The sequence below is a fragment of the Nocardia sp. NPDC127606 genome (assembly GCF_042671725.1).
Taxonomy (GTDB): domain Bacteria; phylum Actinomycetota; class Actinomycetes; order Mycobacteriales; family Mycobacteriaceae; genus Nocardia.
Window position 1 is genome coordinate 24,408 of sequence record NZ_JBHXWQ010000013.1, and the last position, 20,623, is coordinate 45,030.

The window sequence follows — 20,623 nt, forward strand, 5'->3', positions numbered from 1 at the left end:
GTCGTGTTCTAGGCGATGTATGTTGTAGGTCTTGACAAACCTCAACGAATCGTCGTTGTGTCAGCGCATATTCGGCGAATTACAGACCGCCTGGCCCGGATTGCCGATGCCCACTCGGCACGGTATCTTTCCTGCGGTAAAAGAAGACCTCCAGTTGGTTCTGCGCTCGCATCGCTCCGCGACCTCCCCGCGCGGGCCGGGGTCACACGTGGAAGCAGAGGCAACGCACGCGGATGGAACCTGCATCGCGCTCCTGGCAATTCAGCCTGTCCAACTGGTCGGTTACGCGCAAGGTCGGTGTGGTGCTGGTGCTGCCGGTGATGCTCGCGACCACCTTCGCCGTGCTGCGGATCAACAACGAACTGCAGACGATGACGCAGCTGGGCGCGGCCACCGAACAGGCCACCGTCATCCGTCCCGTCGTCAAATTCGCCACCGCGACCGAACAACTCGCCGTCGCCGCCACGGCCAACTGGGGCGCGATCGCCGACCCCCAGACCGACGCCGCGCTCACCACCTACGACCAGGCGCTCGCCGAGGTGCAGAGCGCGCTGCGCTCGGCCCGCATCGATCCCGGCGTCGCGAGTGAACTCACCGCGGCGACCACCACCGGCGCCACCCTGCGCAACACCGTGCGCGGCGGCTCCCCCGCGATGGTCGGTGAGCAGACCGACGAGATCGGCGAACGGATCGGCAACGCGCTGTCCAAGACCCCACAGGTCGAGGACTTCGTCGTGCAGCGCTACTTCCTGCAGCTGACCGCGCTGCACCAGGCCCGCCGGGTGCTCACCCGTGAGCGCACCCTGGTCGTCTCGCCCGAGTCGGGTCGCAGTCAGAGCGCGCGGTCGAAGATGCTCGTCGAGCTCGGCTCCGAAGCGAACATGATCAAGACCTACGGGATGATCCTGCCCGAGCACTCGGGCAGCCAGGCGGCGCTGCTCGACGCGGTGCAGACCCGGATCAGCGTGTTCAGCCAGAACAACGGCGATCCGACCACCAACGCGGCAGTGCTCAACACGCTCCAGGTGAGCGCCGACACCTACGCCTCCACGATCTCCGCCCTGCTCGACAACATCGACCACACCCTCGACAGCAACACCGCGACCGCCCAGACCGGCGCCCTGCGGGAGACCACCCTGGTGCTCGGCATGCTGCTGGCAGGCCTCGCGCTCGCGCTGGCCGTGGCCCGCACCCTGGTGGTGCCGGTGCGCAGGCTGCGCCGCGACGCGCTCGAGGTGGCGCACGTGAAGCTGCCCGACGAGCTGGCCGTGGTCCGCAGCGGCGGCGCGACGCCGGAGATCATGCCGGTGGGTGTGCACTCCACCGACGAGATCGGTCAGCTGGCCCGTGCCGTCGACGAGATCCACGAGCAGGCCCTGAATCTGGCGGGCGATCAGGCCCGCCTGCGCCTGCAGATCGGCAACATGTTCGAGACGCTGTCGCGGCGCAGCCAGTCGCTGGTGGAGCAGCAGCTCGCGCTCATCGAGGAACTCGAGCACGACGAGGACAACCCCTCGCGCCTGCAGACACTGTTCCGCCTCGACCATCTCGCCACCCGCATGCGCCGCAACGGCGACAACCTGCTGGTGCTCGCGGGCACCGTGCTGCGCCGCGGTCATCTGCCGCCGGTGCCGCTGTCGGACATGCTGTGGAGCGCGGTCTCGCAGGTGGAGGACTACCAGCGCGTCGAGATCGGCAATGTGCCCGACGGCGTCGTGGCCGGTGAGTCCGCGGTCGATATCGAGCACCTGCTCGCCGAGCTCATCGACAACGCGCTGCGCTACTCCCCGCCGAGCACGTCGGTGGCGGTCATCGTCGGCCGGGCGGTCGACAGCGGCTATCTGATCGAGATCACCGACCGCGGCCTCGGCATGTCGGCCGAGGATCTGCAGACGACCAACGACCGGCTCGCCTCCGGTGGTGAGGTCACCATCGAAACCGCCCGTCGCATGGGCCTTTTCGTGGTCGGCAGGCTCGCCAAGCGCCACACCATCACCGTCAGCCTGCGCCGTACCAGCGGCGCGGCCCCGCAGCCCGGCATCACGGCCAGCGTGCATCTGCCCAGTGCGCTCGTCGCGCCGTCGCCGCCCATGTCGTCGGGTCCGTCCACCGGACCGAACCCGCTGGTCTCGACCGGGCCGAACCCGATCGTGCCCGCCGGGATCGGGCCGTACGCGCTGACTCCCGCCGACATCACCGGCCCGAATCCGATCATGCCGACCGGACCGCGCCCCTTGGTCTCGCTCGACGCCGTGACCGGTCTCGACCTGCCGGCCTCACCGCTTCCCGCGCTGCCGACGTTCGCGGGTCCGAATCCGCTCGTCCCGACCAACGGCGCGAGCACCCCCAAAACCCCACTCACCAGTGTCGGTCTCCCGCAACGTGTTCCGGCCGCGGTACCGGCGCCGCCTCCGGAACCGGTCACTGTCGAACCCGACGAGGACGCGGCACCGGCGGGCATGTGGGCCGAGCACGATCACGACACCGACGATCTCCCGGTGGCGACCGATCCGCCGACGCCCGCCCCCGACTCGTCGCCTTTCGGCCTGCCGCAGCGGATCCCCGCGAGCGCGCTGGCCGAGCTCGCCGCGTCTTCCGCACCGGCCGCACCCCAGGAGCCGGAACCGGCGCCGCGTCCCATCGACGTCGACCCGATGCCGACGACGAGCACCCGTTTACAGCCGGTCTCCGGCCCGGCCCCGACCCCGATCTACCAGCGGATGGTCTCGGAGTGGCTCGTCGAACCCGCCTCCGCCCCCACCGAATCCGGTAACGGCAACGGCGCGTCGTGGAGCGCTCCCGGCGACGCGGGCTGGTCGGCCGCCGCCGAGGCGGACCACCCACCCACGTCCTCGCGAACGAGCGGCGGGCTGCCGATCCGCAAGCCGGGCGCTCAGCTCGTCCCCGGCGGGCTCACCCCCGCGGAGGAAGCGGGCGCTCGCGACCCCGAGGAGATCCGCAACAACCTGACCCGACATCTCAGCGGCGTCCGCAGCGGCCGTGCCGAGATCCAGTACAACGACGGAGGCCTCGAATGAGCAACGCGCACCCCACAGACGAGAATCTGAACTGGTTGGTCGCCCGCTTCACCCGCGACGTACCCGGCGTCTCGCACGCGGTGCTCGTCTCGGCCGACGGACTGCTCCAGGCGACCAGTCCGCACCTACCCTCGGACCGCGCCGAACAGTTGGCCGCGGTCACCGCCGGTCTGGCCAGTCTGTCGATGGGTGCCGCGCACCTGTTCGACGGCGGCAAGGTGATGCAGTCGATCGTGGAGATGCAGCGGGGCTATCTGCTGGTGATGAGCGTCGGAAACGGTTCGCACCTGGCGGTTCTGGCCAACAAGAGCCACGACATCGGCCGCATCGGCTACGAGATGGCGTTGCTCGTCGACCGGGTGGGCTCGGCGGTTACCGCCACCGCCCGCTCCGCCGGCTGAGGTGAGATGTCGACCCCTTACGGATCCGATCACCGGCCGACTACCCGAGTCAGGCCCTATGCCCTGACCTCCGGCCGCACCGAGCCCGCGATCGCGCTGCCGCTGGAGGCGGTCGTCGAAACGGTCTCTTATACAGCGCACAACGACTGGTCCGCAGGCGATTTGCGGATCGAAATCGTGCGTCTTGCCACACATCGGCTTTCTGTCGTCGAGATTGCCGCATACCTTGGTCGCCCACTGGGTATGGTCCGGGTGATGATCGGTGATCTCGTAGTGGGCGGGATACTTCGAGTGCATTCGACGCTGACCGAACAGGCGAGCTACGACGAACGCCGATCACTGATGGAGAGGACTTTGCGTGGACTCCGTGGCCTCTGATGGCATGCGCCCGCCGGCACAAGAACAACGGGTCGCGTCGACCAAGATCGTCGTAGCCGGCGGATTCGGCGCCGGGAAAACGACTTTCGTCGGTGCGGTGTCGGAGATCGTGCCGCTGCGCACCGAGGCGATGGTGACCCATTTCTCCGACGGCATCGACGATCTCGCCGAAACGCCGGAAAAAGAAACCACCACCGTGGCCATGGACTTCGGGCGCATCGTGCTGCCCGGCAACCTGGTGCTCTACCTGTTCGGGACCCCGGGCCAGAAGCGATTCTGGTTCATGTGGGACGACCTGATCCGTGGCGCCATCGGCGCGGTGGTGCTGATCGATACCCGCAGGCTGGAAGACAGTTTCGCCGCCGTGGACTTCTTCGAGGCGCGTGGACTGCCGTTCCTGATCGCGGTGAACCGCTTCCCCAACGCTCCCCGCTTCCCCATCGCCGAACTGCGCGAAGCGCTCTCGGTGCGCGAGGGCATCCCGATCGTCGACATCGACGCGCGCAATGCCGTCGAGGTCCGTCAGGCACTGGCGGCGGTGACCGAATACGCCATCGCCCAACTCGAGCCGCAGCAGTTCGAAGGAGCGGGCAGGCGTGCCTGATCTGCTCGCCGCGACCGGTGCCGAGACATTCGCGCACGGCACCGGGATCGCGTGGCTCGCGTTGGACCTGTCGGCGCTCGGCGCGCTCGTGTCGTTCGCCTGTATCCGGCATGCGAAGTACTCGATCCGGTTCCGGCTGATCTGGCTGACGATGGCCGCGGTCTCGCTCGGCGGGGTCGGGCTGTGGCTGGCGAACTCGGTCGCGCTCCTCGCGATGCGGGTGAACGAGAGCACCATGCGGTACAACGTCGCGCTCGGCGCGGCGGCACTGGCCATCGCGGTGGTCGGCGTGCTGGCCGGATTGCTGATCAGTGGCCGGACCCCCCAGGTGCCGCGGCTGATCATCGGCGGGCTGACGATGGGGTTGAGCGTCGGGCTGTCGACCTATCTGACCCTCGACGCGCTCGCCGTGCAGGGCACTGTCGACGAGTCACTCGGCCTCATCGGGGTGTCGGTGCTGGTGTCCATGGCGCTGTGCACCGCGACCCTGTGGGTATCGCAGGTGGTCCGGCGGGTGCCGATGCGGGTGCTGGTGTCCGTGCTGTTCGCGCTCGGCGTCGCGGCGGTGTACTACACGGCCATCGCCGCGCTGAGTTTCTCGATCGATCCGGGTATCCGGACACCGGCCGGGATGCCACTGTTCGACCTGGTGTTCCCGATGTTCGTGATCGGTGCGCTCGGCCTGACCGTGCCGATCACCGCGGTGCTGGTGGCGCCGGATCGGCGGGATGTCGCGGTCCCGGTGCGTCAGCCCGTTCCGGCCCGGTGAGCGCAACCAGCTAACGTCCGGTTTGTCGGAATCTTTCCGGTCTTCCGCCCCGCTGATCCGAGCTCTCGCAACCTGCGGCGAACTGCCGCGAAAACCGCCTCTGAAGTGGCGATGAGCGGGTTCCCCAAACTCGGGGAACCCGCCCTCCCGCACGAGAGTACATACCTGTGAGGGACTCCGCATCAGTGGTTCGGGAATTTTCTTGTGGCGAAAAACAAACCGAGAGTTGGTAATTCGACTACCAGCAAACGTTCCGCAAGCCCTTGCGCACGTCCGTACCAAGTGGTGTGCGTCACACGGTTAACGGAACGGTTGCCCCGAAACTCCCATAGGGCCCTGAACAGGCATAACACCGCCGGAGTAAGTCCCCTGGACAGATGGCAGGGCAGAACGAACCGCCGAGCCCGTGGAAGCCCACCACATGGTGCGCCAACCGAGTTATGGTCGCTGAAGGGCGCATTCGTCTCGCCCGGCACATCCAAGGTTCGTTCGAAGGAGTTCGCATGGCCGTCAACGTGGTGCTCGACAAAGTTCTCGACAAGGAATTCGAGAACAAGACGCTCGCCGAAATTCTCGCCGCGCCCCCGTCGGCGCTGGCCGGCCTCACCGAGGCGCACGACAAGCAGCTGCTCGAGGCTCTCAAGATCAAGACCATCGCCGACCTGGGCAACAACAAGTTCTTCCAGCTCGCCGCGGCTCTGGTAGCGGTGGCCGAGCGCGAAGGCTGAGTCACATAGCGGCTGGCGCCGCGGGGTTTGCGGCCCCCGGTTGCCTCGGATCCGAGGGGCGATACTGCGGCTTCGCCGTTGCGTCTCGCCCTCGGATCCGAGGCGGGCCGCAAACCCAGGACAGTAGAGACATACAACGGCCTGCCGGGCGGTTCCGGCAGGCCGTTGTCGTCAGTTTCAGAGGCGCGCGGGGTCGATCATGCCCTTGCGGACGGCGTTGACGATGCGGCGTGGTACTCGGTACTCGACACCGCCCACTGTCACCGGGACCAGCTGCGGGACTTCCGCTTTCCACTGTGCGCGTCTGCTTCGGGTGTTCGAGCGCGACATTCTGCGCTTGGGGACCGCCATGATTCAGCCTTCCTTGCCTGCGCGCGAGCGCTTTCCGTACTTGCGCTCGAACTTCTCGACCCGGCCCTGGGTGTCGAGGTTGCGGGCGGTGCCAGTCCAGAACGGGTGCGAATCCGAGGTCACGTCGACCAGCATGAGCGGGTAGGTGTTCCCGTCGGCCCATTCGATCGTGCTGTCGCTGGTCGCGGTCGACCTGGTCAGGAACCGTTTCCCGGTGCTCGCGTCCTCGAACACGACGGGGTGGTAGTCGGGGTGGATGCCCGTTTTCATGCCGTTTCTCCTCTGGGGTTTGTGCGCTCGCTCGCCGAGGCAGTGGCCTCGGTGGGATCGGCGCAGGGATCTTGGTGCCAGTCGCCGAAGGGGTCCTCCCACACCGCGACTCGTTCCGGCGCCCGGTCGACGAGCAGCAGTTCGTCGTCCTCGACCAGCGCCCAGTGCAGGGCGTGCCGGATCTCGGCGGGGTCCGCGTCGTGGGCCAGGATCACCAGCGACACGTCGCGATCGCCGAACCGCTCGTCCCAGCCCAGCGCACCCATCGCCCGCCGATCCGGGTCGGCGCCGGCCTGTTCCTCGGCGCTCATCGCGGCCAACCAGCGACCCGCGCCGCCGACTCGAAGTCCGCCACCGGCCGACTCGAGCCAGACCACGTGATCGGGCTGGGTCGCCAGCCAGATCCGGCCGCGGGCGGTGACGACGCCGTCGAGGAGGACGTCGAGGGCCTCGTGCAACCGCTCGGGATGGAACGGCCTGCGCGCGGCGAATTCGACGATCGAGACGCCGTAGTCGGTGCTCAGCGGCGGCTGCCCGCGCAGCAGCGGTGCGTGCGCGTCGAAGATCCGGCCTCGGCGGGAGTCCGCGGGCACGCGAGTCAGCAGCGCACCGATCTCGAAGGCGTCGAAGCCGGGGAGTTCGGGCAGCCAGGCGACCGGCGCGGCGGGCGCAAGGCGGGCGAGCACGGCCGCCAGTCGGTCCTGGTCGAGCGCGTCGGCGCCCGCGGTGAGCACCACCAGCGCGTCGGCGAAGTCGACCTGGCCGACGGCCACCTGCGCGACCGTGCGCTCGTCGTCGGCCGAGGCGAGCCCGCGATCGGCCAGCACCTCGTCGCCGGTGGCGTCGGCCAGCCACTGCTGCCCGTCCAGACAGGTCAGCACGGCTTCGATCCGCACACTGCGACCGGCGGGCCCGTCGACGCGATCGGCCACCCCGCTGACCTCGACATGCTCGATCGCGTGGCACAGCGCCTCCGCCTCGATGCCGGGATCCAATGCGAGCACGATCCGCTCGACATGGTCGCGGGTGGCGAGCGTGCACAGCATCGGCAGCAGATCGGCGCGCAGCGTGCACGACACGCACCCGTGCGCCAGTTCGAGCACCGTGGTGCTCACGTTGCCCGCGGTCCGCACCGTGCGCCGCACCACGCCCTCACGCAGTTCGGCGAGGTCGTGATGCACCACCACGGTGCCCGCGTCCTCGCTCAGCGTCGCCGCGATGTGCTCGACGCCGCCCATGGCGGGTCCGGAGAAGCCGGCCAGCAGCACCACGGGCGTTCTCCGGTCTGACTGGTCCAGCACCCGATACCCCTTTCGACAATGATTTTCATTTACCTCACGGCGACTGTACAGTGCGGAATAATCGTTGTCGAAAATGGTTGTCATAACCATGGAAGGAGGTCGCATGTCGGCCCACTGCCAGGTCACCGGTCGCAAGCCCGGCTTCGGAAAAGCCGTCTCCCACTCGCACCGGCGCACCAACCGACGCTGGAACCCCAACATCCAGCACAAGACCTACTACCTGCCCAGCGAGGGCCGCCGCATCACGCTGACGGTCTCCACCAAGGGCATCAAGACCATCGACCGCGACGGGATCGAGGCTGTGGTGGCCCGCATCCGCGCTCGCGGGGACAAGATCTAGGAGCTGAACATGGCCTCGAAAGCGACCGATATCCGGCCGATCGTCAAGCTGAAGTCCACCGCCGACACCGGCTTCACCTACGTCACCCGCAAGAACCGCCGCAACGACCCCGACCGGCTGGTCCTGCGCAAGTACGACCCCGTCGTGCGCCGCCACGTCGACTTCCGCGAGGAGCGCTGATGGCGAAGAAATCCAAGATCGCGCGCAACGAGCAGCGGCGCGAGATCGTCGAACGGTTCGCGGCCCGGCGCGCCGAGCTCAAGGAGATCATCCGCAAGCCGAGCACGGGCGAGACCGAACGCTCCGCCGCCCAGGCCGAACTGCGCAACCAGCCACGCAATGCCAGTCCGGTACGATTGCGCAATCGGGACGCTGCTGACGGCCGCCCACGCGGCTATCTCCGCAAGTTCGGCCTCTCCCGTGTTCGTGTGCGCGAGATGGCCCATCGGGGCGAGCTTCCCGGGGTCCACAAATCGAGCTGGTAGAGACTCCCCAAACTGATTCGTGAGAAGGAATATCCCATGGCAGTGAAGCGAGCACCGTCCAAGAAGGCACGCGCCGACCAGGGGCGTAAGCCGAAGAAGAATCCGCTGATCGCCGCGGGCATCGAGTACGTCGACTACAAAGACGTCAACCTGCTGCGTACCTTCATCTCCGATCGCGGCAAGATCCGCAGCCGCCGCGTCACCGGCCTGACCCCGCAGCAGCAGCGTCAGGTCGCCGTCGCGGTGAAGAACGCGCGCGAGATGGCGTTGCTGCCGTTCACCACCACCAAGTAGCGCCGTGAACGCGAGAATGGCCCCGAAGCTGTTGCCTCGGGGCCACTTTCGTCTGCGCCTTACGGGATGGTCAGTACCTGACCGGCGTTGATCAGATCCGGGTTGTCGATACCGGAGGCCGCGGCGATCTCCTGGTAGCGGTTGCCGTCACCGTAGAAGCGCTCCGAGATGGCCCACAGGGTGTCGCCCGACTCGACCGTGTAGGTCTGCGCGGCCGGCGGCGGCGGGACCTCTTCGGCGATCGGGGCGGCCGCGACCGGCTCGGGAGCAGGCAACGGGTTGTCGGTGTTGGTGGCGGTGGCCCACGCGACCGAGCCGTCGGTGCCGTAGAGCACCACGTTGCGGTCGGGCTGCACAACCAGCTTCTCGACGTTCTTGCCGCTGGTGTCGGTCGCCCAGATGCGCGCGCCGCCACCGCTGTAGACGACGAAGTCGCCGTCGTGCTGCAGGGCCGCGCGCTGCGCGTCCTGCCCGTGCGTCATAGCGGCCCAGACGACGTTGCCGTCGGGCTCGGTCAGCACCAGGTTGCCATCCGGCTGCAGAGCCAGGGTGTACGCACCGCCGGTCAGGGACTGTCCCAGTCCCAGTTCTTCGCCTACGCGCAGCGTGTCGGCCACGTTGTTCCTTTCGACGATCGCCAATTACTTCAGCCCAACAGAAGATGCCGGCCGATTGCCGCAGAGCCGCATCGAAGCCGAATGTAGTCGTCGCGGCTGGGAAATGCAGGGGTTATGCGCAGGGTTCGCGGAAAGTTCACTGTCGGGCCGCGGCGTCTAGGGTTGACACCATGAGAACGATGTCGCGCTACACCGCCGCCGCGGCAGCCGTGGCCCTGCTGATCGCACCCCTCACCGCCTGCGGATCCTCGGATGACCCTGCGCCCCAACCGAATACGTCCACCACGAACACCCGCCCCGAAGACCCGAACCCCGGCATCGGACAGCCCTTCACCGCGGATCCGACCCTGGTGAACCCGCACCCGATCCCGTTCACGTCCTGGAACCGGCTGAGCGACAACAGGATCAGCATCAACTTCCAGACCGGCAACCCCCAGTGCTACGCCGTGGACGCCTCGGTCACCGAAACCGCCGAGGCGGTCACCGTCGCCCTGCGCTCCGGGACACGCGCGGACTCGGTGAACAAGATGTGCACCATGAACGCCGTCTTCGGCACGCTGGAGATCCCCTTGAGTTCCCCGCTGGGCAGCCGCAAGGTACTCGACGCCGGATAGACGAAAACGGGTGCCGCACCGAGGATTCGGTGCGGCACCCGTTTCGGGTTCGGACTCAGTGAGCGAAGTGGCGTGCGCCTGTCAGGTACAGGGTGACGCCGGCTTCTTTGCAGAGTTCGATGGTGTCCTTGTCGCGGATCGAACCGCCGGGCTGCACGATCGCGCGAACACCCGCGGCCACCAGGATCTCCGGCCCGTCCGAGAACGGGAAGAAGGCGTCGGAGGCGGCGACGGAGCCCTTCGCACGCTCACCCGCGCGCTCGACGGCGAGCTTGCAGGAATCGACACGGTTGACCTGACCCATGCCGACGCCGACCGCGGCGCCGTCCTCGGCGAGCAGGATCGCGTTCGACTTCACCGAACGGCATGCGCGCCAGGCGAATTCGAGGTCGGCCAGAGTGGTGACGTCGGCCGGGTCGCCCGCGGCGAGAGTCCAGTTGACCGGATCGTCGCCGTCGGCGTCGAGAACGTCGCGGTCCTGCAACAGCGCACCGCCGCTGATCGGGCGCAGCTCCACGCCCTTGCGCTGCGGCGCCTCGGCCACCAGCACACGCACATTCTTCTTGCGCTGCAACACTTCCACGGCACCGGGCGCGTACCCGGGGGCGATGATCACCTCGGTGAAGATCTCGGCGACCTGCTCGGCCATCTCGACGCTCACCTCACGGTTGGCCGCGATCACGCCACCGTAGGCACTGACCGGGTCGGTGGCGTGCGCCTTGCGGTGCGCCTCGGCGATATCGCCTGCCACGGCGATGCCACACGGGTTGGCGTGCTTGATCACCGCGACCGCGGGCTCGTCGAAGTCGAACGCGGCCCGCCAGGCGGCGTCACCGTCGGTGTAGTTGTTGTACGACATCTCCTTGCCGTGCAACTGCTTCGCCTGCGCGATCCCGACCGTGCCGTCGTTGCTGGTGTACAGCGCGGCGGCCTGGTGCGGGTTCTCGCCGTAGCGCAACACCGCGGCGCGCTCCCACGAACCGGCGACCCAGCCGGGGAACTGCTCGGTCTCCTCGGCGACGGCGGGCACGGCGACCGAGCCCATCCAGCTCGCGACGGCCACGTCGTAGCTCGCGGTGTGCTGGAAGGCCTTGGCGGCCAGCGCGGTCCGCTCGGCGAGGGTGAATCCGCCGGACTTCACCGCGGCGAGCACGTCGTCGTAGTCGGTGACGTCGACGACCACACCCACCGACGGGTGATTCTTCGCCGCGGCACGCACCATCGACGGGCCGCCGATATCGATCTGCTCGACGCACTCGTCGACGCTCGCGCCACTGGCCACGGTCTGGGTGAACGGGTACAGGTTCACCACCACCAGCTGGAACGCCTCGACACCCAGCTCCACGAGCTGATCGACATGCTCGGCGCGGCGGGTGTCGGCCAGGATGCCCGCGTGTACGCGCGGATGCAGCGTCTTGACCCGGCCGTCGAGGGTCTCCGGGAACCCGGTCAGATCCTCGACCTTGGTGACCGGAATCCCGGCCTCGGCGATCTTGCCCGCGGTCGACCCGGTCGACACCAGCTCCACACCGGCCGCGTGCAGCCCGGTGGCGAGCTCGATGAGCCCGGTCTTGTCGTAGACGCTCACCAGCGCCCTCTGGATCGCCTTACGTTCACTCACCGGCGTGCTCGCTCACTGGTATTTCTGCCTTTCGTCCGTCGGAGACAATGCCTCGCGTCGCGACGGCGGCGATGACCTCCGCCAGTAACCGTCGCTCGACAACCTTGATGCGCTCCTGCAGCGTGTCCTCGTCGTCGCCGGGCATCACGGCGACCGCTTCCTGCGCGAGGACCGGGCCGGTGTCCACGCCCGCGTCGACCAGGTGCACGGTGCAGCCGGTGACCTTGACGCCGTAGGCGAGCGCGTCACGCACCCCGTGCGCGCCGGGGAACGACGGCAGCAGCGCGGGATGGGTGTTGATGAGCCGGCCGCCGAAACGTTCCATGAACGCGGGGCCGAGGATTTTCATGAAGCCCGCCAGGACCACCAGATCGGGCTTGTGCGCGTCGACGGCCTCGGTGAGGGCGACGTTCCAGGCTTCGCGATCCGAAAAATCCTTGAGCCCGACCTTGAAGTGCGGCACCCCCGCGGCCTCGGCGTGGGCGGTGGCCTGGCAGTCCCGGTCGACGCCGACAGCGACGATCTGCGCCGGGTAGCCGGGCTCGCGCGCGGCGGCCAGCAGTGCGTTGAGCAGCGAGCCGGTGCCCGAGGCCAGAACGACGACGGTAGCCGGTGTTCTGGCGGGCTTCCACGGGGCAAACGAGGACGTCAGCGCTCTACTCCTGCGTGTGATCGGGCGGCGGCGATGGCGATAGGCGCCGGGTCGAGCTTAGCGACCGGGGGTCTCGTCCTCGTCCGGCAGGTCCGACTCGACCACTTCGACGTCGACGATGTCGTCGGCGGGCTCGTCGGTCGAGCCGGGTGCGGCGATGCTCACTTCGACGTCGTCATCGAAGTCTTCGACCAGTTCGCCGTCGACTTCGACTGCGGGATCGTCGTATTCGACAGCATCCTCGTCGTCGTCAGTATCCTCGTCGTCCTCGTAGTCGTACTCGTCGTCGTCGTAGTAGTCGTCGTCCTCGTAGTCGTCGTATTCGTCGTAGACCTCGGTCGGCGCGGCGGGCGCGAGGAAGCGGCGGGCGAACACCATGCCGACGAAGCCACCGAAACCGAACCAGGTGACCATCAGCACGACCAGCATCAGCAGATCGACGCCGACCCACCCGACGGCGCCGAGCTGACCGCTGCCGAGGATCGCGAGCATCAGGAACGTCAGTGTGGACAGCGCGGCGCAGGTGAGCGTCGCCCACGGCGCGCCGGGCCGGTCATCGCTGGTGCGGCCGAGTTCGATCCCGCCGAGCACGCCGACGGCGAGCGGGACCAGCAGCAGCGCCGCCCACCACGGGGACGCGGGCCCTTCCGGCACGGGGATCAGCGCGGGCAGCACCGGCATGTGCCCGCCGGTCACGCCGAACAGCCCGACCGACCCCGCGCCGAACAGCACCGCGGCGCCGCTGAGGATCCCCGCCGCGCCGATCACCACATTCGGCAGATAGAGCAGGGAAAGCAAGGTCATGCCCAGCACGTCGGTGACGTTGTGGGCCTGCTGAAAGGCACCGTCGAGCCGGGACAGATGCACGAAGAAGGAGATCACGGTGGCCAGCGCCGCGCAGCCGAGCATGCGCAACACGGTGCGACGCGCGGCGCGGGCGCCCAGGACCGCCCATTCCGGGATCTCGATCGGCACCAGCGCGCACAGTGAGCTCCACGCCCGGCCGGCGATCCCGGCGGCGGCCGCGAACAGATACAGCACGAACACCCAGCCGAACGCCGCGATCGGACCCGACGATTCGAGCGGAGTGACGCCAGCGGCATCGCCGGTGACGGCGAGGCAGACGGCCGTCATCAGCAGCGGTCCGGCCAGCACCGCACCGGTCAACCAGCCCAGTTCGACGGGGGTCGGGCGGTTCGGGACGGCGCGCGCGCATTCGCGGGCGGCCAGCCAGACCAGCACGGCCGTCGGCACCAGCGGCAGCAGACCGAGTGTGGTCCTGCCGACCGTGAGCGGAACCTGGTGGGCGGCAAGCCACGTCGCGGCGACCGCGGCGGGCGCACTGGTGAGATCGGTACCGGTGGTGAGCATGACCACGAGGACGAGCAGCACCGTCGCCGCCAAGGCGGTGATCGTCGGCCTCGCGGCGACCAGCAGCAGGGTTCGCGCCCGCTCGGGCGAGAGCGACCACCAGCCGGGCTCGTGCCCGGGCGGTGATGCGGAGACTGTCTCCCCGGTGCCGCGTGACCCGGAGGTCCGGCGCACGAGGGCGTTACGGGAGCTCATGACAATTCAGCGTGGCAGCTTCCCCGGCAGCCGCGGGTCAGGCGCGCCGCGAGCCCACAGGCGTACCTGTGGGCTCGCGATCGAACCTGAACCACCGTGCGGCAGCCGTCGGTTTTACTTGTTGTCGTCGTTCGGACGGAACGCGGTGGTCGCGTCGGCCGCCGGGTCGGCGGTCTGCTCGCCACCGAACGGCTGCGGCTGACCCGGCGACGACGGCTGCGCGCCATAGGTCGGCGCACCGAACGGCTGGCCCTGCTGCTGCCCACCGAAGGTCTGCGTCGCGCTCTCGTCGGGACGAGGCTGTGCCTGCGGCGCCGCACCATACGGCGAGGGCTGCTGCTGCGGCTGCGGGGCACCGTACTGCTGGCCGTACGGCGACTGCTGCGGCTGACCGTAGGCCTGCTGACCCGGCTGACCGTAGGACGGCTGCTGCGCCTGCGGCACCGACGGCTGGCTCTGCTGGCCGTACGGCGACGGCGACTGCGTCGGGTACTGGCCACCGGTCTGCGCCTGGCCGTAACCGGTCTGACCGTAGGCCTGCTGGCCGGTGCTCTGGCCGTAACCCTGCTGGCCGTAGCCCTGCTGACCGTACTGGCCGTACTGGCCCGGCTGCTGTTGCGGCTGAGCCGGTTTCGGCGCGGGCGCCTTGATGATCCCGAGCCCGAACAGCAACGCCAGCACCAGCAGAACAGCGACGACGAACGAGAACGCGGCGACGACGAACGCGCCCCACTGCAGTTCCATGCCTTCGCCCACGCTGATCAACGACACGACGACGCCGAGGAACGAGGCCACCGCGAGCGCGGCGGCGACACCGAGGACATTCTGCTTGGGCAGCAGCGACAACCCGGCCAGCAAGGCAGCGGCCAGGATGAGCGTCGCGATCGCGCCGTTGCTGGACTCGAACATGCTGCCGGTCGAGGTCTCACGCAGCGCGGTGAAGCCGACATACGGCGCGAAGCCGAGGAGGAAGGTGACGACGCCGAGTCCGGCAGCGGCCGCGGTCAGAATGAACGGCAGCCCTTTGCCTTCCGAGCCGGTCGCGGTCGATGGCGCAGCCGAGGCGGCTCCGGTACTCGGGCCCTGAGGCGCGGCGGGTGTCGCGGGTGTGTTGTACCCGGAGCCCCCGGTCGGGTATGACATGTCTCGTCGTCTCCTTGTCGAGTCGTGCGCATCGGTCGCGTCGAACTGACTGGTGCCTGATCCGATACCTGACGCTACTGCACGCCACGGCCCCGGTCATCACCTACCGATGCAGGCTGTGGATAAACCACCGCCTGTGGATGAATCGACGAAGGCCGCCCAGGTTAAACCTGAAAGCGGCCTTCGACAGTGTGAGATTGTGATCAGGCAGTATTCAATTCGCCTGTCCCGGGGGCCCTGCGTGGCTACGCAAGCTACCGCCTCCGGGCCCTGACCGGGTCAGGCAGAAGCGATGGACGCCTTCTCCAGGATCTCGCGAGCGAGCGCGGCGGTCGCGGACGGCGTCTTGCCGACCTTCACGCCTGCGGCCTCGAGCGCTTCCTGCTTGGCCTGCGCGGTGCCGCCACCACTGGAGACGATGGCGCCGGCGTGGCCCATGGTCTTGCCCTCGGGGGCGGTGAAACCGGCGACGTAGCCGACGACCGGCTTGGTCACGTTGGCCTTGATGTAGGCAGCGGCACGCTCTTCGGCGTCACCACCGATCTCGCCGATCATGACGATGATCTTGGTCTCGGGGTCCTTCTCGAACGCCTCGATGGCGTCGATGTGGGTGGTGCCGATGACCGGGTCGCCGCCGATGCCGATCGCGGTCGAGAAACCGAAATCGCGCAGCTCGTACATCATCTGGTAGGTCAGGGTGCCCGACTTCGACACCAGGCCGATCGGGCCCTTGCCGGTGATGTTGTTCGGGGTGATGCCGACCAGCGCCTCGCCGGGGGTGATGATGCCGGGGCAGTTCGGGCCGATGATGCGGGTCTTCTCGCCCTTTTCGACGTTGTAGGCCCACGCGTAGGCGGAGTCCTGCACCGGGATGCCCTCGGTGATGACCACGAGCAGCGGGATCTCCGCGTCGATGGCCTCGATGATGGCGTCCTTGGAGAAGGCGGGCGGCACGAACGCGATGGAGGTGTCGGCGCCGGTCTTCTCGATCGCCTCGGCGACGGAGGCGAACACGGGCAGTTCGATCTCGTTGCCGTCTTTGTCGGTGTGCTTGACCGTGGTCCCGGCCTTGCGCGCGTTCACGCCGCCGACGACGTTGGTGCCCGCCTTCAGCATCAGCGCGGTGTGCTTGGTGCCCTCGCCGCCGGTGATGCCCTGGACGATGACCTTGTTGTCCTTGTTCAGGAAGATGGACATGTTCGCTGTTCCTTACTTGGCGCTGAAGGCGAGTTCGGCGGCCTTGTCGGCGCCCTCGTCCATGGTCTGGGCCAGCGTCACCAGCGGGTGGTTGGCCTCGGCGAGGATGCGACGACCCTCTTCGACGTTGTTGCCGTCCAGACGAACGACCAGCGGCTTGGTGGCCGCGGCACCGAGCACCTCGAGGGCGCCCACGATGCCGTTGGCGACCGCGTCACAGGCGGTGATGCCACCGAAGACGTTGACGAACACGCTCTTGACCTGCGCGTCGCCCAGGATCACGTCCAGGCCCGCGGCCATCACGGAAGCCGAAGCGCCGCCGCCGATGTCGAGGAAGTTGGCCGGCTTCACGCCGCCGTGGTTCTCACCGGCGTACGCGACGACGTCCAGCGTGGACATGACCAGACCGGCGCCGTTGCCGATGATGCCGACCTCACCGTCGAGCTTGACGTAGTTGAGGTCGTTTTCCTTGGCCTTGAGCTCGAGCGGGTCGGTCGCGTCGACGTCGGCGAACTCGAGGTGGTCGGGATGCCGGTACTCGGCGTTCTCGTCCAGGGTGACCTTGCCGTCGAGGGCGAGGATCTCGTCGTTGGGGGTGCGCACCAGCGGGTTGACCTCGACCAGGGTGGTGTCCTCGTTGACGAAGACCTCCCACAGCTTCTGGATGGTCACGGCCGCGGCGTCGAGCACGTCGGCGGGCAGATGGCCCTTCTCCGCGATCTCACGGGCGAAGGCCAGGTCGACGCCCTTGACGGCGTCGACGGCGATCTTGGCGAGGCGCTCGGGAGTCTTCTCGGCGACCTCTTCGATCTCCATGCCGCCCTCGACCGAACACATGGCCAGGTAGGTGCGGTTGGAGCGGTCGAGCAGGAAGGAGATGTAGTACTCCTCCGCGATGTCCTTGGCCTCGGCGACCAGGAGCTTCTTGACGATGTGGCCCTTGATGTCCAGGCCGAGAATGTTCTGCGCGTGCGTGAACGCGTCTTCCGGGGTGGCCGCGTATTTGACGCCGCCAGCCTTGCCGCGGCCGCCCACCTTGACCTGCGCCTTGACCATCACGGGCTTGCCGATTTCCTCGGCAATGGCGCGTGCTTCTTCGGCCGTGTCGCAAACACGACCCTCGGACGAAGGCACTCCGTGCTTAACGAAGAGCTCCTTCGCCTGATATTCGAAGAGATCCATGTACTCACCGTCTCGTCTGCGTTGCTATGACAACGTCTTTGTTGGCGGCCCGACGTCGGTAGCGGGTCGGATCGGACTGTAGCTAGTCACGGGGAGGGGTAAACGACCACGTTCATAGTAAGTGGCGCAGGTCACGGCCCATAACGGGAGCCCCGAAAAACCGCTGGCCAAGGCTACTGGCGAGTAGTTTTCGGACGTTTCACAACGCCTTGGCAGGTCGGGCCGCCTAAACCCGGACACCCCCGGCATCTACTACGTTATGTCGTCGACAGACCTCACCCGGGATGCCGGAAAACGGTGAGATATTCCATCGCGTTACGGTGACGAATGTCACACACACGTGTAGGTTTTCGACCAGCGCTTGCCACTCTGCAATCGCTTCGTTACCGTCAATGCGGTCGAAGTCACAACCAGGTCACGACAACCAGGTCACGACTGGCAAGTCAGGACTGAGGAGGACGACAAGCTTGAGGTACTTCAGTACTCGCTTGGAACAGCTGGCGAATCGGCACGGCCGATGAACCACCGCTCCACCCTTCCAGTCGAAAATCGCACCAACTCCGGCCACCGTTACCGGTATGCCGACGAATACACGTCGCATCCGCAGGCCCGTCGAGCCCCCGCCGCCGCATGGCCGCAGACCGACGATGCGTGGCGCGATCAGAACACGTGGTCCGACGACGCGGCATGGACGCCCGCCGAAGACGAATGGACCGCGGACGAGTCCTACGACACCGGCACGTACGGCACCGACTGGGCGCCCACGGCCGAAGAGACTTCCGCGGAGGAACGCCCGACGCCGCGCCGCGCCGAACGTCGTGGTGGCGCACACCGCGTCCCCGCACCGCCCGCCGCGCTGAAGGGCCGCGCCGCGGTCATCGCCGTCGCCGCCGGCGCTATTGTCGCCGCAGGTCAGGCCGCTATGGCCGATCCGGGCCAGCCCGCGCACGGCATCGATTACGAGGCAGCGGGCCAGGTCCACGAGATCGCCGCCCAGTCGATGAGCACCGCCGACATCGGCGACCCCGGCACCGGCGCGTCGCCGCAGGTGCTCGACGCGAGCACCGTCGCCGACAAGAGCCACTTCGACGACATCCTCGCCAAGGGCGCCAAGTTCGCCGAAGACCTCGCCGCCCAGGAATCCGCCAAGCTGCGGCCCCTGTTCACCAAGTTCACCTCGGGCAACTACACCTCCGGTTTCGGTGCTCGCTGGGGCGTCCAGCACCTCGGCATCGACGTCGCGGGCCCGATCGGCACCCCGATCTACGCGGTCGCCGACGGCACCATCATCGAAGCGGGCCCGGCCTCCGGTTTCGGCATGTGGGTCCGTGTCCTGCACGACGACGGCACCGTCACCATCTACGGCCACATCGACACCGCCACCGTCTCGCAGGGCGAGCGCGTGATGGCGGGCGATCAGATCGCCACGATGGGCAACCGCGGCTTCTCCACCGGCCCGCACTGCCACTTCGAGGTCTGGCTCAACGGCACCGACAAGATCGACCCGGTCCCGTGGCTGGCCACGCGCGGCATCAGCCTCGGCGCCCAGCGCGATTAGTATTCACCGGCCCGTGAATGGTCGGTCTTGTTGCGTGACCAGCGGCACGCTTCCCCTGAGCAGGTAGCGGGGTTAGCGTTTCGGTTATGGCTGGTACGACGAAGTACACGCAGTTCATCGGGCTCGCACCGGAATTGGTGTGGGGGGTGCTCGGAGATCTCGAGCAGTGGCCGGAGTGGAATCCCGGGGTGCGTTCGGTGCGGATGCACGGGCCGGTTGCCGTCGGCGCCACCGGCGACTACCTCCCCAGCGGCGCGGTCTCGGCGCGAATTCACCGTCGGTTCGCGCAACCGTTCACCGTCACCGTGTTCGAACCGCATCGTGAGCTCGGCATCGAGCAGCCCGAACCCGCGGGCACCATGCACCTCACCTGGCGGCTGACTCCGCGCGACGGCGGTACGGAGCTCACCCAGGAACTGCGGTTCACCGGCGCTTCCGCCGCGGCGGCGCGCACCGTCGTCCGTCCGTTCATCGAAACCGATGCGCGCGTGAACTTCTCCCGGCTGGCCCGGCTGGCCGGACTCGCTCCCGTCGACGACGCGCTGAATGTCGTCATCGCCGGTGGCACCGGCGCGCTCGGGCTCCAGATCGCCGCCGACCTGACCTGCCGCGGACAACGCGTCACGCTGCTGACCCGCCGCCGCAACCCGGATCTACCGTTCCGCCAGACCGAATGGGACGGCCGCTCGGTCGGCTCCTGGTCCGCCGAACTGCGCGAACCCGGGCGGCTGGCGGTGATCAACCTCGCCGGAAAGCTGGTCGACTGCAGGCCGACCGAACGCAATGTCGCCGAACTGCGCTCCAGCCGAGTCGATTCGACCACCGCTCTCGTCGCCGCGGCGGGCCTGCGCGACACCCCCGTCGACTACTGGGTCCAGGCCAGCACCACGGCCATCTGGTCGGACGCGGGCGAAACCCGGTGCACCGAAACAACTCCCCTACCCGTCGGCCTCCCGCAGATGACCGGCGTCGCCCAGCCGTGGGAGGAGGCGTTCGACCCCGCTCGCACCGACCACTGGACGATCCTGCGCACCTCCATCGTCCTCGACCCCGACGCCCCCGCCCTCAAACGCCTCGGCCAGCTCACCAAGGCCGGCCTCGGCGGGCGGGTAGGCCCCGGCGATCAGTGGTTCAGCTGGATCCACATCGAGGACTGGCTGGCCATCGTCCGCGCTTCCCTCGGCCTCGACCCCACCGTCATCCTCCCCGACGGCATCCTCGTGGCCGCCACCGAATTCCCGGTCCGCAATACCGAACTCATGGCCACCCTCCGCCGAATCCTGCACCGCCCCCCATCGCCCCCCACCCCCTCGGCGATCCTGAGAATAGGCGCGGTAGCCCTCCGCACCGACCCCGCCCTCGGCCTCACCGGCCGCCACGCCACCTCCGAAGTCCTCCACAAGGTCGGCTTCGACTTCCGCTACCCCACCCTCGACGAGGCCCTGACAGACCTGTTGCCCCACTGACCCGACCGCCGCCCGCGCTCCGCATGCCGGGAGCGTGGGCGGGGGTCC

23 protein-coding genes are annotated in these 20,623 nt (G+C 68.1%); 13 read left to right on the plus strand and 10 right to left on the minus strand.

Annotation, left to right across the window (positions count from 1 at the left end):
* Positions 1–233: 233 nt before the first annotated feature.
* From ACFVJ5_RS34595 to ACFVJ5_RS34620, 6 genes are all read left to right on the plus strand, one after another.
* Positions 234–3,038 (plus strand): ATP-binding protein, encoded by a 2,805-nt coding sequence (locus ACFVJ5_RS34595; RefSeq protein WP_379226791.1) that lies wholly within the window; start codon positions 234–236, stop codon positions 3,036–3,038.
* Entirely contained in the window at positions 3,035–3,439 is a 405-nt protein-coding gene (locus tag ACFVJ5_RS34600; protein WP_019049250.1) for a roadblock/LC7 domain-containing protein, read from the plus strand. Before ACFVJ5_RS34595 ends, ACFVJ5_RS34600 begins: the two co-directional genes overlap by 4 nt.
* 6 nt (positions 3,440–3,445) lie before the next feature.
* Positions 3,446–3,817, plus strand: coding sequence for a DUF742 domain-containing protein (locus ACFVJ5_RS34605; protein ID WP_379226792.1), 372 nt, complete (start codon positions 3,446–3,448; stop codon positions 3,815–3,817).
* Positions 3,818–3,821: 4 nt separating this feature from the next.
* Positions 3,822–4,421, plus strand: coding sequence for an ATP/GTP-binding protein (locus ACFVJ5_RS34610; RefSeq protein WP_266295760.1), 600 nt, complete (start codon positions 3,822–3,824; stop codon positions 4,419–4,421).
* Complete coding sequence (locus ACFVJ5_RS34615) at positions 4,414–5,190, plus strand: MHYT domain-containing protein (RefSeq protein ID WP_379226794.1); 777 nt, start codon at positions 4,414–4,416, stop codon at positions 5,188–5,190. The genes ACFVJ5_RS34610 and ACFVJ5_RS34615 overlap by 8 nt, the downstream gene beginning before the upstream one ends.
* 503 nt (positions 5,191–5,693) lie before the next feature.
* Positions 5,694–5,918, plus strand: a complete 225-nt coding sequence (locus ACFVJ5_RS34620; protein ID WP_379226796.1) for a hypothetical protein — start codon at positions 5,694–5,696, stop codon at positions 5,916–5,918.
* 177 nt (positions 5,919–6,095) lie between these two features.
* Here ACFVJ5_RS34620 and rpmF read toward each other — a convergent pair whose 3' ends face one another.
* The 3 genes from rpmF to mrf are packed head-to-tail and all read right to left on the minus strand — an operon-like array spanning position 6,096 to position 7,840.
* Positions 6,096–6,269, minus strand: a complete 174-nt coding sequence (rpmF, locus tag ACFVJ5_RS34625; RefSeq protein WP_378635926.1) for a 50S ribosomal protein L32 — start codon at positions 6,267–6,269, stop codon at positions 6,096–6,098.
* Positions 6,270–6,272: 3 nt separating this feature from the next.
* Entirely contained in the window at positions 6,273–6,539 is a 267-nt protein-coding gene (locus tag ACFVJ5_RS34630; RefSeq protein WP_379226798.1) for a type B 50S ribosomal protein L31, read from the minus strand.
* On the minus strand, positions 6,536–7,840 hold the full coding sequence (gene mrf / locus ACFVJ5_RS34635) for a ribosome hibernation factor-recruiting GTPase MRF (protein WP_379226800.1): 1,305 nt from the start codon (positions 7,838–7,840) through the stop codon (positions 6,536–6,538). The genes ACFVJ5_RS34630 and mrf overlap by 4 nt, the downstream gene beginning before the upstream one ends.
* Before the next feature lie 103 nt (positions 7,841–7,943).
* Here mrf and rpmB point away from each other — a divergent pair, with 103 nt between their 5' ends.
* From rpmB to rpsR, 4 genes are read left to right on the plus strand one after another with little or no spacing between them, the layout of a single operon-like run.
* Positions 7,944–8,180 carry a 50S ribosomal protein L28 gene (rpmB, locus tag ACFVJ5_RS34640; protein WP_194826729.1) on the plus strand — a complete coding sequence of 79 codons (237 nt, stop codon included), beginning with the start codon at positions 7,944–7,946 and terminating at the stop codon, positions 8,178–8,180.
* Between the two features lie 9 nt (positions 8,181–8,189).
* Positions 8,190–8,360: a 50S ribosomal protein L33 gene (rpmG, locus tag ACFVJ5_RS34645; protein ID WP_378635921.1), complete on the plus strand. Its 171-nt coding sequence runs from the start codon at positions 8,190–8,192 to the stop codon at positions 8,358–8,360.
* Positions 8,360–8,665, plus strand: a complete 306-nt coding sequence (gene rpsN, locus ACFVJ5_RS34650) for a 30S ribosomal protein S14 (RefSeq protein ID WP_378913385.1) — start codon at positions 8,360–8,362, stop codon at positions 8,663–8,665. Before rpmG ends, rpsN begins: the two co-directional genes overlap by 1 nt.
* 36 nt (positions 8,666–8,701) lie before the next feature.
* Entirely contained in the window at positions 8,702–8,959 is a 258-nt protein-coding gene (rpsR, locus tag ACFVJ5_RS34655) for a 30S ribosomal protein S18 (protein WP_067449582.1), read from the plus strand.
* 59 nt (positions 8,960–9,018) lie between these two features.
* Here rpsR and ACFVJ5_RS34660 read toward each other — a convergent pair whose 3' ends face one another.
* Positions 9,019–9,576: a LysM peptidoglycan-binding domain-containing protein gene (locus ACFVJ5_RS34660; RefSeq protein WP_378635915.1), complete on the minus strand. Its 558-nt coding sequence runs from the start codon at positions 9,574–9,576 to the stop codon at positions 9,019–9,021.
* Between the two features lie 170 nt (positions 9,577–9,746).
* Between ACFVJ5_RS34660 and ACFVJ5_RS34665 the strand changes: the two genes are divergently transcribed.
* A complete protein-coding gene (locus tag ACFVJ5_RS34665; protein WP_379226803.1) occupies positions 9,747–10,190 on the plus strand; it encodes a hypothetical protein in 444 nt (147 codons plus the stop codon).
* 55 nt (positions 10,191–10,245) lie between these two features.
* On the opposite strand, the gene purH is transcribed toward ACFVJ5_RS34665, so the two are convergent.
* The 6 genes from purH to sucC form a co-directional block, all read right to left on the minus strand.
* Complete coding sequence (gene purH / locus ACFVJ5_RS34670; protein ID WP_358071217.1) at positions 10,246–11,811, minus strand: bifunctional phosphoribosylaminoimidazolecarboxamide formyltransferase/IMP cyclohydrolase; 1,566 nt, start codon at positions 11,809–11,811, stop codon at positions 10,246–10,248.
* Positions 11,804–12,484, minus strand: a complete 681-nt coding sequence (gene purN, locus ACFVJ5_RS34675; protein ID WP_379226870.1) for a phosphoribosylglycinamide formyltransferase — start codon at positions 12,482–12,484, stop codon at positions 11,804–11,806. Before purN ends, purH begins: the two co-directional genes overlap by 8 nt.
* 36 nt (positions 12,485–12,520) lie before the next feature.
* Positions 12,521–14,029, minus strand: coding sequence for a DUF6350 family protein (locus tag ACFVJ5_RS34680; RefSeq protein ID WP_379226805.1), 1,509 nt, complete (start codon positions 14,027–14,029; stop codon positions 12,521–12,523).
* 114 nt (positions 14,030–14,143) lie between these two features.
* Complete coding sequence (locus ACFVJ5_RS34685) at positions 14,144–15,172, minus strand: DUF5336 domain-containing protein (protein ID WP_379226807.1); 1,029 nt, start codon at positions 15,170–15,172, stop codon at positions 14,144–14,146.
* Positions 15,173–15,451: 279 nt separating this feature from the next.
* Positions 15,452–16,369 carry a succinate--CoA ligase subunit alpha gene (gene sucD, locus ACFVJ5_RS34690; protein ID WP_101465684.1) on the minus strand — a complete coding sequence of 306 codons (918 nt, stop codon included), beginning with the start codon at positions 16,367–16,369 and terminating at the stop codon, positions 15,452–15,454.
* 12 nt (positions 16,370–16,381) lie between these two features.
* A complete protein-coding gene (sucC, locus tag ACFVJ5_RS34695) occupies positions 16,382–17,551 on the minus strand; it encodes an ADP-forming succinate--CoA ligase subunit beta (RefSeq protein ID WP_378993279.1) in 1,170 nt (389 codons plus the stop codon).
* 517 nt (positions 17,552–18,068) lie between these two features.
* Here sucC and ACFVJ5_RS34700 point away from each other — a divergent pair.
* Together ACFVJ5_RS34700 and ACFVJ5_RS34705 are read left to right on the plus strand one after the other, a co-directional pair.
* The gene (locus ACFVJ5_RS34700) at positions 18,069–19,109 is read left to right on the plus strand and encodes a M23 family metallopeptidase (RefSeq protein ID WP_379226809.1); all 1,041 of its coding nucleotides are present in this window, start codon (positions 18,069–18,071) and stop codon (positions 19,107–19,109) included.
* 86 nt (positions 19,110–19,195) lie between these two features.
* Positions 19,196–20,575: a DUF1731 domain-containing protein gene (locus tag ACFVJ5_RS34705; protein WP_379226811.1), complete on the plus strand. Its 1,380-nt coding sequence runs from the start codon at positions 19,196–19,198 to the stop codon at positions 20,573–20,575.
* Positions 20,576–20,623: the final 48 nt, after the last annotated feature.

Bases quoted from the DNA above. Each gene is read 5' to 3' on its own strand.
- rpsR (WP_067449582.1), top strand. From the start codon at position 8,702: ATGGCAGTGAAGCGAGCACCGTCCAAGAAGGCACGCGCCGACCAGGGG.
- rpmF (WP_378635926.1), bottom strand. From the start codon at position 6,269: ATGGCGGTCCCCAAGCGCAGAATGTCGCGCTCGAACACCCGAAGCAGA.
- rpmB (WP_194826729.1), top strand. From the start codon at position 7,944: ATGTCGGCCCACTGCCAGGTCACCGGTCGCAAGCCCGGCTTCGGAAAA.
- sucC (WP_378993279.1), bottom strand. From the start codon at position 17,551: ATGGATCTCTTCGAATATCAGGCGAAGGAGCTCTTCGTTAAGCACGGA.
- sucD (WP_101465684.1), bottom strand. From the start codon at position 16,369: ATGTCCATCTTCCTGAACAAGGACAACAAGGTCATCGTCCAGGGCATC.
- ACFVJ5_RS34630 (WP_379226798.1), bottom strand. From the start codon at position 6,539: ATGAAAACGGGCATCCACCCCGACTACCACCCCGTCGTGTTCGAGGAC.
- ACFVJ5_RS34665 (WP_379226803.1), top strand. From the start codon at position 9,747: ATGAGAACGATGTCGCGCTACACCGCCGCCGCGGCAGCCGTGGCCCTG.
- ACFVJ5_RS34620 (WP_379226796.1), top strand. From the start codon at position 5,694: ATGGCCGTCAACGTGGTGCTCGACAAAGTTCTCGACAAGGAATTCGAG.
- ACFVJ5_RS34685 (WP_379226807.1), bottom strand. From the start codon at position 15,172: ATGTCATACCCGACCGGGGGCTCCGGGTACAACACACCCGCGACACCC.
- ACFVJ5_RS34610 (WP_266295760.1), top strand. From the start codon at position 3,822: ATGCGCCCGCCGGCACAAGAACAACGGGTCGCGTCGACCAAGATCGTC.
- rpmG (WP_378635921.1), top strand. From the start codon at position 8,190: ATGGCCTCGAAAGCGACCGATATCCGGCCGATCGTCAAGCTGAAGTCC.
- ACFVJ5_RS34600 (WP_019049250.1), top strand. From the start codon at position 3,035: ATGAGCAACGCGCACCCCACAGACGAGAATCTGAACTGGTTGGTCGCC.
- ACFVJ5_RS34680 (WP_379226805.1), bottom strand. From the start codon at position 14,029: ATGAGCTCCCGTAACGCCCTCGTGCGCCGGACCTCCGGGTCACGCGGC.
- ACFVJ5_RS34700 (WP_379226809.1), top strand. From the start codon at position 18,069: ATGAACCACCGCTCCACCCTTCCAGTCGAAAATCGCACCAACTCCGGC.
- ACFVJ5_RS34595 (WP_379226791.1), top strand. From the start codon at position 234: ATGGAACCTGCATCGCGCTCCTGGCAATTCAGCCTGTCCAACTGGTCG.
- ACFVJ5_RS34605 (WP_379226792.1), top strand. From the start codon at position 3,446: ATGTCGACCCCTTACGGATCCGATCACCGGCCGACTACCCGAGTCAGG.
- rpsN (WP_378913385.1), top strand. From the start codon at position 8,360: ATGGCGAAGAAATCCAAGATCGCGCGCAACGAGCAGCGGCGCGAGATC.
- ACFVJ5_RS34705 (WP_379226811.1), top strand. From the start codon at position 19,196: ATGGCTGGTACGACGAAGTACACGCAGTTCATCGGGCTCGCACCGGAA.